Origin of the sequence: Streptomyces sp. NPDC102274, from assembly GCF_044766385.1 — a bacterium.
Taxonomy (GTDB): Bacteria; Actinomycetota; Actinomycetes; order Streptomycetales; family Streptomycetaceae; genus Streptomyces.
The window spans coordinates 12,835-27,883 of the sequence record NZ_JBIWLW010000005.1; the positions used below are offsets into that span (position 1 = coordinate 12,835).

The window sequence follows — 15,049 nt, forward strand, 5'->3', positions numbered from 1 at the left end:
CAGAAATTCAGAGACCTCAGGCGCCCGCCATGTTACTGCGAGCGCCTGAGGTGGTGCACTTCTACCATTATTCAATTATTTGTGCACGGCTTGTATGTCGGCCATCCATATTTGGCTCGGTCTACCGGCAGCCGCATAGCTCTTCCTCGGGGCGTAGAGGCCGCGGCATCTTCTCCCAGTTGCGAAAAACCTGGCCCGTTTTTGGATTGACATGCTTGGCCATATCGAGAATGTGTGGGGCCGGTATTCCGGCATGCGGTGCTGAGTCAGGATCGAGGTCCGCGCGCTGGGAAATTGCGCCTTCCTCATCATAACGCGCATACGCAGTAACCGTCCCATCCTCTTTCTGACGGAAAAGCGTTTCCCCGGGGTTAGCAGTCTTCGGAAAGCGTCCGCTGACGTGCCGCGCACCCGAGAGGCTCAATCCCCCTGTATTGCAGTTGTGAACCAGGACCGGCGTGGCCCCCGCCAGCACATAGTACGTGTGGAGGTCATCGACGGTGAGGTTGTTGACCGTGGCTTTCTCGGTGCGGTGGCTGACCGCGGTTATCTGGGCCCAGGTGCCGGAGCTCGTGCGGAGCCACTGGCCCGGCTTGAGGTCGCCGGCGTCGGTCCATTCCTTCAGGTCGGGGACCCAGAAGGGGTGACCGTCGGTCGCGGTGATCTCGGCAGGCTTACCGTCCGCCGTAGCGGCGGCGACGGTGATGTCCGTCAGGCTCTTGTCGCCCGACCCCTGGATCAGAGTGGTGACCTCACGCGGACCGGTCTCACCGGTCTCGGGGTCCGTCGCCAGGACCTCGTCCCCGACCCGCACATCCTTGATCGGCTTACGGGTGCCGTCAGCCATCAGAACCGGGGTCTCGCCGGTGAAGCTGTTCTTGCAGCCGACACGGCCCGCAAGCTTGCCGCCACCCGCCGCACCCAACATTCCGCTCAGGCAGCCCCCGAGCGCCGAGATACCGACCTGGCCCCAGTCGACCTTGCGGCCGGAAAGCCGCTGCGTCAGCCAGTCCAGGCCACCGTCGAAGGCCGCTCCGCCCGCGCAGCCGATCAGCATCGGGTTGTTGCCCGAGGGATCGGTATACGTCGTGGGCGAACTCAGCGCGTACTGATAGAGGTTGGCCCCACCCGCGAACCCGATGGGGTCCTGGGAGATGAAGCGACCCGTCTCGGGGTCGTAATAGCGATTGCGGTAGTAGAGCAGACCCGTGCCGTCACTCTCACGGCCGGTGAAGGTGTACGGGTTACTCGACTGGGCGCCGGACGACGTGGGCTGGCCGTACGGGTCGTAGGTGTAACGGGTGGCGATCGTGCCGTCCTGGTCGGCGAGGCCGACGACCGTGCCGAGGGCGTCGGTCAGATAGATCTGGGTCCGGCCGCTCTCCGAGCGGGTGAGGTATTCGTCCAGGCCCGAGGTGGCCACCGTGGCCGTCGTCTCACCCGAACCCGACTGTTCCGCCAGGGGGTTGGAGCCATCGGTCAGGAACTTGCTCGTCGTGCCGCCCAGCGTTTTCGCGCTGCGCGTGCCGAGCGGATCGTAGGCGAAGGTGCTGCTCAGGCCGCCCGTCTCGGTCAGGCCGGTCAGTTCGCCCCGGGCGTTCCAGTTGTACGTCCGCTTCCCGTCGGACTTCAGCTGTCCCTCGGCGTCGTACGTGAACGAGCGGCCGTTGAACGTCGTGAGCCGGTTGTCCTTGCCGAAGGCCGCGCCCGTCTCGGCCGCCGGGAGGGCGATGCTCGCGAGGGTGCCGGCCAGGCCGGTCTGGAGGCCTCGTTCGTCACGGGTGTAGGTGAGGTCTCCGACGGTGGCCCCGGCGCGGGTGTAGGAGATGCCGGTGGTCGTGCCGGTCTTGTCGTAGCCCGTGGTGCGGGTGAAACCGCCGGGCAACGTGGCGGTCTTCTCGCGGCCGACCTCGTCCAGGCCGAAGGTGACGGCCTGGCCGCCGGTGGTGACCGAGGTGAGGATGCCGGAGGTGTCGTAGCCGTAGGCCGTGGTCGTCCCGGCCGCCGTCATCTCCTTGCGGCGGTCCGCGCCGTCGTAGTCGTAGCCGACGGTGCCGGTCGGGCCGGTGACGGTCTTGGTCCGGTCGTAGGCGTCGTACGTGAAGGACTGCGTGCCGGCCACCGTGTCGGTGACGGTCTTGGGCAGGTCGACACCGTCGTAGGCGTACGTGACCGTCGACTGTGCCTGGCCCGCCGCGTCCACGCCGTACTTGGCGTTCTTGGCCCGGCCCAGCAGGTCGTACTCCGCGGTGGCGACCTGGCCCGCGCGGCTGGTGACCCTGGCCAGTTGCCCGGCCGGGTCATAGCCGAAGAGCGCCTGCGCCCCGAGCGGGTCGGTGGCCGACTTGGGGCGGTCGGCGGTGTCGTACGCCCAGGTGGTGGCGTTGTTCCTGGCGTCGGTCAGGGTGGTGAGGTTGCCGTTGTCGTCGTAGTCGAGGGCGGTGGTGTGGCCGAGCGGATCGGTGGCCTTCCGCGGCTGGTTGAGCACGTCGTAGGTGAGGGTCGTACGCGCGCCGGAGGCGTCCGTCGTGACCACCGGCCGGCCCGCGGCGTCCAGGAACTGGCCGCCCTTACCCCCCTCGGCATCCTTGACCTCGGTCAACTCGCCGTACTGGTAGGTGTATTCGGTGACGGCGCCGGACGCGTCGGTGACCGTCTTCGGCTGTCCCTCGGGGGTGTGGGTGAGCACGGTGGCCCGGCCCTCGGGGTCGGTCACGGTCCGCAGATCACCGGCGGAGTCATAGCCGAGGGTCGTGGTCTTGCCCAGCGGGTCGGTGAGGGTGGTCGGCTGGTCGTACGGGCCGTCGTACACCGCCGTCCCGGAGGTCCGGGCCTGCGGCGTGCCCGCCAGTTCCTTCGCCGAGGTCACATAGCCGTTGGCGTCGTAGGTGAGTTCGGTGCGGCGGCCGTACGGGTCGGTGACCGCGTCGATCCGGTGGTAGGAGCCGCGTTCATACACCGTCTCGCGGGCCAGCGTGTTGCCGTACGCCTGGGTGTCCGACACGCCGTAACCGTCCGCGTCGAACTCGACCCGGCGCACCGCGCCGCCCGGCTGCGTCACCGTCGTCGAGGTGATCTTGCCCGCGCCGGTCTGGGTGTACTCGAAGGCGTACTTCGCGCCCTCGGTGAGCGTCTGTTCCTTGACCCGGCCGTCCGTGTCGAAGGTGTTGGACATGTACGTGATGCCACGGGCGTCGACGGCGGTCTTGATCCGGTTCGTGGTGCCGTCGTACGTGTAGCGGCTGACCTTGCCCGCGGGGTCGGTCACCGTGTCCAGGCGTCCCGCGGTGTCGTATGTGTAGCCCGTGGTGCGGCCTGCGTTGTCCGTGGCCTTGACGACCCGGTGCTGAGTGTCGTATGCCAGCGAGATCCACCGACCGCCGGGCGCGCTGATCCGGGTGATGTCGCCCCGCTTGCCGTCGAGGCGTGTGATCTTCACGGCGTTGCCGTGCCGGTCCCTGATCTCCTTCAGCGGCGCGTACTGCGGGAACACCCACACCGACCCGTCGCGGAAGGTCAGATCCCAGCCGCCCTGGTACCCCTTCCATTCCAGCTTCGATCCGCGGAACCCCGAGGGGCTGTCGAGCGGCTCGAAGACGGCGTTGGTCCAGTCGGTGCCCGGCGAGGTTCGCGTGAAGTGGGTTTTGCTGCCGCCCGGCAGATACAGATCCACCTCCTGCCACTGCTTCTTGGACTGCAGGAAGGCGTTGTACGAGAGGTCCCGGCCGATGCCGAAGGCCCGCTGCTGCGGATCGCCCTGCCAGTAGGTACGAGTGATCTCGGCGGAGCCCAGCGCGCCGCCGACCGCCAGATCAGTACGGGAGTCGGTGAGCATTCCGGTGGTCAGCTCAACCGGGTCACCGGACAGCCAGTCGATCACGTCCTGAAGCCAGCCCAGGTCCCAGGGCACGATGTCGCCGGTGTTGAACATGGCGCCGTGGAAGGCCCATACGCGGGTCTTCGCGTCCGGCACCACCTGCTTCCCGTCAACCGACACCTGGCCGTGGCCGTAGACGTACCAGCCCTTCTTCTTCGGGTCGTAGTCCAGGAACTCGACGCGGGTGCCGGGAGCTTCGCGCGTGTAGTTCGGGTAGACGATCTGCGCGCCCTTGGGGAAGACGTACGTACCGCCGGGCTGCACGGTGAAGAAGACGGGCACGACACCGTTCTCGGGCAGCGGGAACGGCGGCCGGTCGATCGGGATCGCCGTGATCCCCAGCTCGGTGACCGGTCGGCCCTTCTCGTCCCGTACCACCGAACCCTTGGGAATCCGTACCTCAAGGCCCGGGATCTTCGGCGTTTTCAGTACGACGTCGGTCTTCGCCGGGGCCGCGAAGCGCACGGTGTTCTTCGTGTCCAGCGGTGTCATCCACACCGGGAAACCGAGGTCGACCGCGGTGCCCGCTTTGGGGTGTATCCGGATGTCGAACCGGCCGTACTGCCGCTTCTCCGTGTTCGCGCTCGCGCCGTCCACCACCAGGGTGGTCGCCTCCGGGCTGATCCCGGCCAGCAGGAACCGGCCCCGGGCGTCGGTCCGCGCGGTCTTCGCACCCACGGAGACCGTGACCTTGGACAGCGGCTTGCCGTCGAGCTTGAGTACGTGGCCGGTCAGCGCCGTGGTCTTCGGCGGGGCGCGCAGCGTGGGCGGGGCCTTGGGAGCGTCGCCGCGACGGGTGAGCCAGTCGTACCCGGAGAGATTCCCCTTGTCCGGCTGCCAGGCGTCCACGCCGGTCGGGGTGACTCCCGCGGCCGCCGGCTCCGACGCGGCGGGCTTTTCAACTCCGTCCGCCTTGTCGGCTGCCTTGGCTGCTTTCGCTGCACGAAGGGTGGCCGCGGCGGTCAGCCCGAGGTTCCACGTGCCGGTCTTGAGTGAGTTGGGGTCGACCGACAGGGTGTACGTGCCGTTGGCCGCGAGCGTCGGCAGGGCGTAGCTCACCGTCGTCGCGGACGTGTTGCGACCGTCGACCAGCCACTTCCCGTCCGGGCCGTGGACCGACAGCGACCAAGCGCCCGGGGGGGTGTCCAGACCGAGGGTGAGCTTCTGCCCCACGGTACCGGTGAAGGTGTAATGCGCGTTCTGACCCGCTGTGGCGATCGCGACGGACTTCTTCGTGCCGGTGGTGGCCAGGGCGCCGCCGTTCACGTTGGGCACCAGCGTGGCCGTGGTCTTTCCGGTGGCCGCGCCGCCGGGACGTACGAACACCCGGTGGCCGCCGACCGCCATGGGCGCCCGCAGATCGGCGTCCAGGGTCGACTTGCTCAGCGAACCGACGTTCTCCTCCACGCCGCCCGGGGCCTGGTGGATGAGCGCGGAAGTCTCGGTGAGTGTGGTGGCGCTGAAAACGACCGCGGCGCCGTAGCCCGTTACCGCGTTGACGCCGAATTCGAGTTGCGCGCCCGGCCGGGTGATCTCGCCGGTGAACGTCGGCGTAGTGGTCGAGAGCGTGCCGACCTTGACGGGCTTGGACAGCCACAGGGTCATGGCGCCGGTCGCAGCCTTGGCCGGCTCGAACACCAGCTGGTACGCGGTTCCCGAGGTCAAGCCCGTCAGATAGAAGGCGTCGGATGCCTTGCTCGCCACGCGTCCGACGAGCGTGCCCGTACCGCCGTCGGGCCCGATCAGTCTGATCTCGGTGAACTCCGCGATGGTGTTCGCGGTCACGGCGAGCCCGAGGGCCGCGGTGTCCGGGGCGGTGAACGTGGCCCGCACCCGCTGTCCCGCACGGGCGACCGTCGTCAACTGCTGAGCTCCGTCGGCCGTGAGCGTGGCCTGCGCCAGGGCGGACAGGGTGAGCGAAGTCGCTCCCACCGCGCCCTTGTTCGGGTCGAGGGCCACCTGGTACGTACCCGCCTCCGTCAGCACGGGCAGCGGGATGGTCGTGGAGGCGCCCGCCGTGACGTTCTCCCCGTCGACAACCTTCGCGCCGGACGGCGCGGTCACCGTCACATCGATGTACTGCGGGAAGGTGTTGGCGGTGAAGCCGAGCGAGAGATTCGCGCCCACCTGCGCCTGGAAGGACGATTCGGCGTTCTGCCCCGGCCGGGTGATGTTCACCGCCGACGCACTGGCCGTGGTGGTGAGCGGCGCCAGGGCGAGCGGGCGCGACAGGGTCAGTGTCATCGTGCCGGTGGCGAGCGGGCTGCTCGGTTTCACGACAACGGTGTACGTGCCCGACGTGGCGAGCGTGACGCTGTCCCACTGGCCGGCGTCGGCGTCCGGGACCAGGAAGTAGTCGAGCAGGGCGCCGTCCGGCTGGTGGATCTCGACCCGGGTGGAGTTGCCGAAGCCGGTCGCAAACCCACCGAGCGACACCCGCTGCCCGGCCTGCGCGGCGAACTGGGCGCGGCCCTGCTGCCCCTGCCGGGTGAGGGACACGTCGAGGGCCGGTCCTGTCGCGTCGAGCGTGCCCGCGTCGGCGTAGTGCGATCCGGTGACCTTGACGGTGCCCAGCGCGGCGGCGTCCGGGTCGAGTTCGAGGGTGTACGTGCCGGACTGGGTCAGGGAGTCCAGGTCCAGGCCGCCGATCCGAGTCCCCGTGACGTACACCTTGTCGATCTCGGCGCCGTCGGGTCCGTACAGCCGTGCGTAGGTCGACTTGGCCAGGCCGGTCGCGTCGATACCGAGGCTGAGCGAATCCCCCAACAGGGCCGGGAACGTGAGCAGATGGTCCTGTCCGGGCCGGGTGAACTGTGCGTCAACCGTCGGTCCGGCGAGGTTGAGCGCCGAGACCCGGGGGTTGGACACGGTCACCTTGACCGCGCCGATATTGCCGGTGCCAGGGTCGACGATCACCGAGTACTGGCCGCTGACCGGTACGTCCGTCATCTCCCAGTCGCCGGCCGTGCCGGTGTACGCGGCGGACTCCAGACGCTTTCCCTGCGGGTCGAGCAGCCGGACGGTGACGGTCTGGTTGAAGGTCGACTCGGTGAAACCGATGTTGATGTCGTCGCCCGCGTTCGCGTCGAAGACCACCTGCGCCTGATTGCCCGGGGTGGTCACCGAGACCGTCGGCGGAGTCTCGTCCGTCACGGACGTCTCCGCCGAGGTCTCGATCTCCCCTCCGCCGTCACCGGCGACCATCCGGAAACTGGCGGCGGACACGGTCCGGCCGTCCGGGGTGGCCACCTCGACCGGACCGGTCGCCGCACCGGCCGGCACCAGCACCTTCAAGGCACTGTCGGACCGCTCGACGATTTGGGCCACGACTCCGCCGCCGAACCGCACCACGTTGTCGGTGGTGGCGTCGGCGAAGCCGGAACCGGAGAGGACCACGGAGGTGCCCGCATACCCGGACGTCGGATCCATCGTGGTGACCGACGGCGCGGGCGCGGCGAGGGTGAAGGACTCCGGTGACTGAGCCGTGCCACCGCCCGCCGTCACCGACACCTTCCCGTTCCCGGCCGCGGCTGGGACCTTGACCTTCAGCCGCGTCGCGGACGCGGAGACGACCTCGGCCGTCTTCCCGCCGAACGAGACCGCGTTCGAGGCGGCTGTCGTGGCGAAGCCGGTACCGGACAGGGTGACGGTCGCCCCGACGGCGGCCCGGGTCGGCACCAGCGACAGCACCGACAGATCGGCGGACGCGAACCGGTCGATGCCGAGTCGGTTGCCGGCCTCGTCGTAGCGGTAGCGGGCCGTCTCACCGGCCGGGTCCGTGACGCCGACCAGACGGCCGGCCGCGTCGTACGCGTATACGGCATTGCTGACCGCCGGAGCGGAAGCCGCCTTGTTCACCGGACCCGCCGGTTCGGCCGCGGGCTTCGCCTCGGAAGGCGGTGCCGAAGGCGGTGCCGATGACGACGACCCGGACATGGGCACGGGCGGCGGCGCCGCCTCGGCCGACACCAGGCCGACCGACAGTGCCAGCACCAGCGCCCCCACGGTCAGCGACCGCCAGCGCGCAGACAGATGAACCCCGAAACGCTCGCCGTGCATACGCACGTGCCCTCCCCAGAGCAATAAAAATAGGCCATAGAAGACCCAAGATGCCCACACTCCGCACGCGGGCGATCACAAAGTACACACATCCCGTCACCGTCGCACCATAAAAATCGACAAGTCCATGCCAACGCCGTGCAGATGACATCTGGCAGGTCAGAGGTCCGGCGGGGAGGCGGCCGGGCGGCGGTGGGACGTTCCCGGGCATGGGGGACACTGGAGCGCGAACGACGAGCACAAGACAGCACCAGACGCCCCCGACAGGAGCCGACCCCCATGCCCCGTCTCGCTCTGTACGCCCTCGCCGTCTGCGTCCTCACCGTCGCCGCGGCCGTGGTCTCCTTCATCCAGGGGAACTGGATCGGCATCGTGTGGGTGCTGCTGGCCGGGCTGTCCTCCAACATGGCCTGGTACTACGTGCGCAGGGCGAAGGCAGAACGCGCGGCCCGTACGGCGACGACCACGGGCTGACGGCCCGCGCCGCGCCCGGCACGGGCCGCGCGTCTCCCCTCTACCCTCTACGTACTACACGTCCTGTATGTACTGGGCGTACTACACGTCCGTCACGCGCAGGCCCGCGTGTGCCTTGTAACGGCGGTTCACCGAAATCAGGTTGGCCACCAGCGACTCCACCTGGTGGGCATTGCGCAGCCGGCCCGCGAAGACCCCGCGCATGCCCGGGATACGGGCCGCCAGCGCCTGGACGAGGTCGGTGTCCGCGCGTACGTCGCCCAGCACCATCACATCCGTGTCGATCCGCTCGACCGCCGGGTCCTGGAGCAGCACCGCGGAGAGATGGTGGAAGGCGGCGGTCACCCGGGAGTCCGGCAGCAGGGCGGCGGCCTGCTCGGCGGCGCTGCCCTCCTCCGGCCTCAATGCGAAGGCGCCCTGCTTGTCGAAGCCGATCGGGTTGACGCAGTCGACGACGAGCTTGCCCGCCAGCTCCTCCCTCAGGGACTCCAGGGTCTTGGAGTGTCCCTCCCACGGCACGGCGACGATGACCACGTCGCTGCGGCGCGCGCACTCGGCGTTGACCAGGCCCTCGACGCCGTTGCCCAGTTCGGCCGCCGCCGTCTCCGCCCGCTCGGCGACCCGGGATCCGATGATCACTTTCTGTCCGGCCCTCGCCAGCCGGTAGGCGAGCCCGCGTCCCTGGTCGCCGGTGCCGCCGAGTACCCCGATGACGAGACCGGAGACATCCGGGAGGTCCCAGGGGTCCTTGGCGGGGGGCTTGGGTGTGCTGCCACTGTCCGTTGAAGTCATGGTCACGACCCTACTCGCCGGTACTGGGTCCCGTTCGGGTGAGCCGTTCCCGACCACCCGCGCCACGGCGGCCGGCTGCGGCAGGATGCGGGCCCATGGATGCCGTACGCGTCGCACTGCTGCGTGAAGTACTCGCCGGAACGGAATGGCCGTCCGCGACCCGCCGGTTCGCGGGGGCGCTGCGCGCCTCCGTCGTGTCGCAGGGCGGCGGGCTGCTGCTCGTCGGGACGGCGGAGTACGAGCCGTGGCATCTCACCGCGCATCTCGTGGACGAGGCGGCGTGGTCGGGACAGCCCGAGCTCACGCCCACGCTGGTACGGCACCGGGTGCGCTCCGGGGACCCGGCGCATCTGGCCGTCGGCCTCGGCCGCCTCGAAGCGGCCGGCCGGGGCGAGACGCTGCTCGTCGTGGCGCCGGAGCGGCCGGGCACCGGACTGCTGGAGCGGGTCCACGGCGCCCGCCGGGCCGGGGCGACGGTGCTGTCGCTCGATGGCGGGGACGCGGAGGTGCGCGGGCTGGCGCACGACGCCCTGTCGGTGGACGCGGTGGAGGCGGCGCACGGCGTGGATCTGGACACCGTGCAGCATCTGGTGAGCGCGGCGGCCGGGGAGAACAGTCTGCCGGGACCGCGCGGGCGGCGGCGGTTCCGGGACCGGCTGTCCCGGCTGGCCGACCAGCTGACGGCACCGCCGCCCGCCCGCTGGTGAGCCCGCCCGCCGGAAAGCCCTGGTCCCCGGTAGGCCCTGCTCGCCGGTAAGCCCCCCGCCGGTGGACCCCTCCCGCCGGCAAGTCCTGCTCGCTGGCGAGCCCGCCCGCCGGTAGGCCCCTGGCTGCCCGTTCGGCCCTGCCCGCCGACCCCGCCCGTCGGCGGTTCCGCTCCCCGGCGAGCCCCGGACAATTCACTTGCCCAATCCACTCATCCGCGCCAATCATGGCCTCTCGTGACCAAAAAGCTCGGCGCGATACTCCCGGATCTCTCCCCACTGCGTTCCTCCCGGGAGTTCCGGCTGCTCTGGGTGCAGGGGCTGGTGACGAACTTCGGCAGCTTCATGGCCATGATCGCGCTGCCGCTCCAGATCAAAGACCTCACCGAATCGCCGCTGGCCGTCGGCGCGATGGGCGCGGTGGAACTGGTGCCCCTGGTGATCTTCGGGCTGTACGGCGGAGCGCTCGCCGACGCCGTCGACCGGCGCAAGGTCATCCTGCTCACCGAAGCGGGACTCGGGGTGCTCGCCGCCGTCCTGCTGGTGAACTCGCTGCTTCCCGAGCCGCTGCTGTGGCCGCTGTACGTGGTGGCGGCCGGGGTGTCCGCGCTGGCGGGGCTGCAACGGCCGGCGCTGGACTCGCTGATGGCGCGCATCGTCCCGCACGACCAGCTCACCGCGGCCGCCGCCCTCAACGCCGTGCGCTGGCAGCTCGGCGCGATCGCGGGGCCCTCGCTGGCCGGTCTGGTCGTCGCGTACGCCGGTCACGGCACGGCCTACGGGGTCACGGTCCTGGGCTTCGCCGTCTCCGTACTGCTCTGTCTGCGGCTCGCGCCCGCGCCCGCCGCGCACGACGCGAAGGCGCCGTCCCTGCGGGGCATCGTGGAGGGGGCCCGCTACGCGTGGAGCAGACCGGTACTGCTGGGGACGTACGCGATCGACATGGCCGCCATGTTCTTCGCCTTCCCGAACACGATCTTCCCGTTCCTCGCGGACGATCTGGACGCGGAGTGGGCGCTCGGTCTGATGTACGCGGCGGGGTCGGTCGGCTCGGTGGCGCTCAGTCTGACCAGCGGCTGGACCTCACGGGTCCGCAGACACGGCCTCTTCGTGGTGTTCGGCGCGGCGGGCTGGGGGCTGGCGATCACGGCCGCGGGGTGGTTCTCGAACATCTGGGTGGTGCTGGTCTGTCTGGGGCTCGCGGGCGCGGGCGACATGCTCAGCGGTCTGGGGCGCTCGACCATCTGGAACCAGACGATCCCGGAGGAGCTGCGTGGCCGGCTCGCGGGCATCGAGGTGCTCTCGTACAGCGTCGGACCGCAGCTCGGGCAGATCCGAGCGGGCGCGATGGCGGGCTGGACGGGCACCCGCCCCGCCATCTGGAGCGGCGGACTGGCCTGTGTGGCCTCGGTGGGGCTGCTCGCGGCGGTGCTGCCGAGGCTGGTGACGTACGACTCGGGGACGGACGAGGACGCCCTGCGCCGCCGCGCCCAGAAGGAGGCGGCGACGACGGCGACGACAACGACGGCCTGACCCCGTACCTCGTATCCCGTACCCGTGCCCGGGGTCGTTATCCCGTGCGTGGCCTGCGGTACTTGTCCCGTCAGGCGGGCGGGTTCGTGTCCTCCCCGGCCCCGGCCTCGCCCTTGGAAGCGTCGTGCCAGCGCGGATCCGTCTCCCACTCCAGATTGCGCTCCTGGGCCGTCTGCATCGCGTGCTCCGCCTCCTGGCGGCTCGTGTAGGGCCCGAAGCGGTCCTTGGCGGGACATTCGGGCCCCTCCTCGACCTTGTGGTGCTTCAGGCAGTAGTACCACTCGCCGGGTTTGCCGACCGTGCGCTTCTTGAACAGGGCCATCATCGGCTCCTTCCTCTGACGCCATGCTGCCCCACCCGCGCTCGTTAGACTCGCTGGCATGTCTGGCCAGTCACTGCTCGTACCAGGCGAGCTCTCTCCCGTCCGTTCCGTTCCCGGAAACATCCGGCGCCCCGAGTACGTCGGGAAACCCGCTCCTACCCCGTACACCGGGCCGGAAGTGCAGACCGCCGAAACCATCGAGCTGATGCGCGTCGCGGGCCGCGTCGCCGCGCAGGCGATGGAGGAGGCCGCGAAGCACATCGCGCCCGGCGTCACCACGGACGAGCTGGACCGGGTCGCGCACGAGTTCATGTGCGACCACGGCGCCTATCCGTCGACGCTCGGCTACCGGGGCTTCCCCAAGTCCCTCTGTACGTCAGTCAACGAGGTCATCTGCCACGGAATCCCGGACTCCACGGTGCTCCGCGACGGCGACATCGTGAACCTGGACGTGACCGCGTACCTCAACGGGGTGCACGGCGACAACAACGCCACCTATTTCTGCGGGGATGTCGACGAGGAGTCGAAGCTCCTGGTCGAGCGGACCCGCGAGGCATTGAACCGTGCCATCAAGGCCGTACGCCCCGGCCGGCAGATCAATGTGATCGGGCGGGTCATCGAGTCGTACGCGAAGCGGTTCGGTTACGGCGTCGTCCGGGACTTCACCGGGCACGGGATCAACTCGTCCTTCCACTCCGGGCTGATCATCCCGCACTACGACAGCCCGCACGCCACCACCATGATCCAGCGGGGTATGACCTTCACCATCGAGCCGATGCTCACGCTCGGTACGTACGAGCACGACATGTGGGACGACGGCTGGACCGTCGTGACCAAGGACCGCAAGCGGACCGCGCAGTTCGAGCACACGCTGGTGGTGACGGAGACGGGGGCCGAGATTCTCACCCTTCCCTGAGGTTGCCGACCCGGGTGGGCGGGGTACCGTTTTTACCGACAGGACGTCGGGAACCAGTTGACTTAGGTAAGCCTAAGTAAGAGTATCGGTCATGGCGGCCGCCCCTGCCGCCGGCGCCGGCAGCCGCCTGCTCCCGTCAGCTCCCGTCCCCCTCGGTTCCCGGAGGCCCGCCTTGGACGCAACCGCCACCTCCACCCCGTTCTCCACGCTCATCCGTGTCGCCTCGCACGCCCAGCACACGGAGGCGGAGACCTCCACGTTCATGAGCGATCTGATGGGTGGCCGGCTCGGCGTGGACGCGTACGCGCGCTACACCGAGCAGCTGTGGTTCGTGTACCGCGCGCTGGAGGGCGCCTCGGAGACGTTGCGACAGGACCCGGTCGCCGGGCCCTTCATCCAGCGCGAGCTGGAGCGCACGCCCGAGCTGGAGCGCGATCTGGCGCATCTGCGCGGGGCCGACTGGCGTACGGGCCTGGCGCCGCTGCCCGCGACCGCCGCGTACGCCGCGCGGGTCGAGGAGTGCGCGCGCACCTGGCCCGGCGGCTTCGTGGCGCACCACTACACCCGCTATCTCGGGGACCTCTCCGGCGGCCAGATCATCCGTGACAAGGCGGAGAAGACCTGGGGCTTCGCCCGCAAGGGAGACGGCGTCCGCTTCTACGTCTTCGAGGGGATCGCCAACCCGGCCGCGTTCAAGCGGAGTTACCGCGAGCTGCTCGACCGGGTGGCGGCGGACGATCTGGAGAAGCAGCGGATCATCGACGAGTGCAAGCGCGCGTTCGACTTCAACGGCGCGGTGTTCCGGGAGCTGGGCGCGCAGTTCCCGCTGAGCGCCTGAGCCCATGTCCCGCTGAGCGCCTGAGTGCGTGTCCCGCTGAGCGCGTAAGCACCTCTGCGCCTGGCCGAGTGAGTGAACGACTGGGCACCTGCGCCGAACGCGGCGTCAGCGGGCCGTGAGCAGCCGCACCCGGCCGCCGATCTCGATCGATCCGTCAGGGCCGGGGGCCGTGATCAACTGCGACCCCCGGCCCTGCGTGATGTTCAGGGCGCGGCCCAGCTCCGCCGTGAGCAGCAGCGCCGCCGCGCCGGTCGCCTCGTCCTCGGCGATGCCGTCGTCACGGCGCGGGAAGGCGCGGGCCCTGACCCGGCCCGCCGCCTCGTCCTCCCAGGCCCAGGCGTAGAGCCAGCCCTCGCCCGGCGGCGGGGCGGGCAGCGCGTCGACCTCGGCGGCCGAGGCGTACCGCCGGAGCGTACGCGGCGGGGCCCACTCGGGGCGGGCGGTGATCCAGGTGAACTCGCCGTCCTGGCGCACCCACACCTCGCCCGCGGGCGGGTTCACGGTCTCCAGGTCGAGCAGCCAGGCCGCGCCGACGAGCGGATGCCCGGCGAAGGGCAGCCGCAGCCCCGGCGTATAGATGTCGACCACACCGCGCTCGGGGTCGTCGACGAACACGGTCTCGCTGTAACCGAGCCGGGCCGCGATGGCCTGCCTGGCCGCCCGGTCGGGGTGGTGACGCCCCTCGCGGACGACACCGAGCGTATTGCCGTGCCGGCCGTCGGCTCCGCAGAAAACACTGAGTACGTCGATGTCAGTCACGCGGGCATTTAAGCACCGCCGTTGAGCGGCGCGAATTCCACCGCCACGGCCTGGGACGGACGTCCGTACAGACGCGGCCACGGCAGGGCGTCTCGTGGTGCCCCGCCGTGCCGGGTGCCGCACGGCGGGTGGGGACGGCGGTTACGCGGGCTCCTCCTGGCCGGTACGGCGCCGCTTGGCCGCGAAGACGACGGCCGCGCCGGCGGCGGCGATCGCACCGGCCGCGCCCATCAGCGCGCCGGCCGGGACCTCGGAGCCGGTGGAGGCGAGGGACCCGTCTCCCGTGCCGCCGACGGTGCCACCACCCGCCGTACCGGCACCGCCGGTGGTGCCGGACGTACCCCCGGAATCGCCCGAACCTCCCGAACCGCCGGTGCCACCCGGGAGATCGGCGTCCTCGTCGCCCGTGCCCTTGGGGAAGCGGTAGGCCGCCGCGCCCGACTTCGTGGCGCCGTCGGCGAGTTCGACCTTGCCCTGGGCGATCGGGCCCACGACGTACGCGCGGAAGGACTCCTTGACGCCCCAGTCCAGGGTGCCGTCCTTCAGGGCCGGCTTCGGGGCGGCGCCGGGCGCGGCGGGCGGCCCCGCGGGCGGTCCCGCGAGCGCGCCGGCCGGGGCGCCGGACGCGAGCGCCGGGAGGGTGAAGGCGGTGGCGCCGAGGGCTGCCGCCGTCGCGATGGCGGCGGCGAGTGCTATGGGGCGGCGGGTGGCTGGCATGGGTGGGAGTTCTCCTTGATCGTGTGACGCGGAATGCCGGAATGCATCGAATCCATGC

Annotated in this window: 10 protein-coding genes; 5 read left to right on the forward strand and 5 right to left on the reverse strand. The window is 70.2% G+C overall.

Annotated elements, in window-relative coordinates:
- Positions 1-121: 121 nt before the first annotated feature.
- Positions 122-7,936: an RHS repeat-associated core domain-containing protein gene (locus ACIRQP_RS08595; protein ID WP_403885463.1), complete on the reverse strand. Its 7,815-nt coding sequence runs from the start codon at positions 7,934-7,936 to the stop codon at positions 122-124.
- Positions 7,937-8,215: 279 nt separating this feature from the next.
- Here ACIRQP_RS08595 and ACIRQP_RS08600 point away from each other — a divergent pair, with 279 nt between their 5' ends.
- Positions 8,216-8,410 carry a hypothetical protein gene (locus tag ACIRQP_RS08600; protein WP_403885466.1) on the forward strand — a complete coding sequence of 65 codons (195 nt, stop codon included), beginning with the start codon at positions 8,216-8,218 and terminating at the stop codon, positions 8,408-8,410.
- 81 nt (positions 8,411-8,491) lie between these two features.
- On the opposite strand, the gene npdG is transcribed toward ACIRQP_RS08600, so the two are convergent.
- A complete protein-coding gene (npdG, locus tag ACIRQP_RS08605) occupies positions 8,492-9,202 on the reverse strand; it encodes an NADPH-dependent F420 reductase (RefSeq protein ID WP_403885469.1) in 711 nt (236 codons plus the stop codon).
- Positions 9,203-9,297: 95 nt separating this feature from the next.
- On the opposite strand from npdG, the gene ACIRQP_RS08610 reads away from it, so the two are divergent.
- Both ACIRQP_RS08610 and ACIRQP_RS08615 read left to right on the forward strand, forming a co-directional pair.
- Complete coding sequence (locus ACIRQP_RS08610) at positions 9,298-9,909, forward strand: hypothetical protein (protein ID WP_403885472.1); 612 nt, start codon at positions 9,298-9,300, stop codon at positions 9,907-9,909.
- Positions 9,910-10,143: 234 nt separating this feature from the next.
- A complete protein-coding gene (locus ACIRQP_RS08615) occupies positions 10,144-11,439 on the forward strand; it encodes an MFS transporter (RefSeq protein ID WP_403885475.1) in 1,296 nt (431 codons plus the stop codon).
- A 70-nt stretch (positions 11,440-11,509) separates the two neighbouring features.
- On the opposite strand, the gene ACIRQP_RS08620 is transcribed toward ACIRQP_RS08615, so the two are convergent.
- The gene (locus ACIRQP_RS08620) at positions 11,510-11,761 is read right to left on the reverse strand and encodes a hypothetical protein (RefSeq protein WP_403886325.1); all 252 of its coding nucleotides are present in this window, start codon (positions 11,759-11,761) and stop codon (positions 11,510-11,512) included.
- Positions 11,762-11,819: 58 nt separating this feature from the next.
- Here ACIRQP_RS08620 and map point away from each other — a divergent pair, with 58 nt between their 5' ends.
- Both map and ACIRQP_RS08630 read left to right on the forward strand, forming a co-directional pair.
- Positions 11,820-12,677: a type I methionyl aminopeptidase gene (gene map, locus ACIRQP_RS08625; RefSeq protein ID WP_403885478.1), complete on the forward strand. Its 858-nt coding sequence runs from the start codon at positions 11,820-11,822 to the stop codon at positions 12,675-12,677.
- A 172-nt stretch (positions 12,678-12,849) separates the two neighbouring features.
- Positions 12,850-13,515 carry a heme oxygenase (biliverdin-producing) gene (locus ACIRQP_RS08630; protein WP_403885481.1) on the forward strand — a complete coding sequence of 222 codons (666 nt, stop codon included), beginning with the start codon at positions 12,850-12,852 and terminating at the stop codon, positions 13,513-13,515.
- A 105-nt stretch (positions 13,516-13,620) separates the two neighbouring features.
- Here the strand turns inward: ACIRQP_RS08630 and ACIRQP_RS08635 are convergent, their stop codons facing one another.
- Together ACIRQP_RS08635 and ACIRQP_RS08640 are read right to left on the reverse strand one after the other, a co-directional pair.
- Positions 13,621-14,274, reverse strand: coding sequence for a PhzF family phenazine biosynthesis protein (locus ACIRQP_RS08635; protein WP_403885485.1), 654 nt, complete (start codon positions 14,272-14,274; stop codon positions 13,621-13,623).
- A 141-nt stretch (positions 14,275-14,415) separates the two neighbouring features.
- The gene (locus ACIRQP_RS08640) at positions 14,416-14,991 is read right to left on the reverse strand and encodes an HtaA domain-containing protein (RefSeq protein WP_403885488.1); all 576 of its coding nucleotides are present in this window, start codon (positions 14,989-14,991) and stop codon (positions 14,416-14,418) included.
- Between the last annotated feature and the right edge of the window lie 58 nt (positions 14,992-15,049).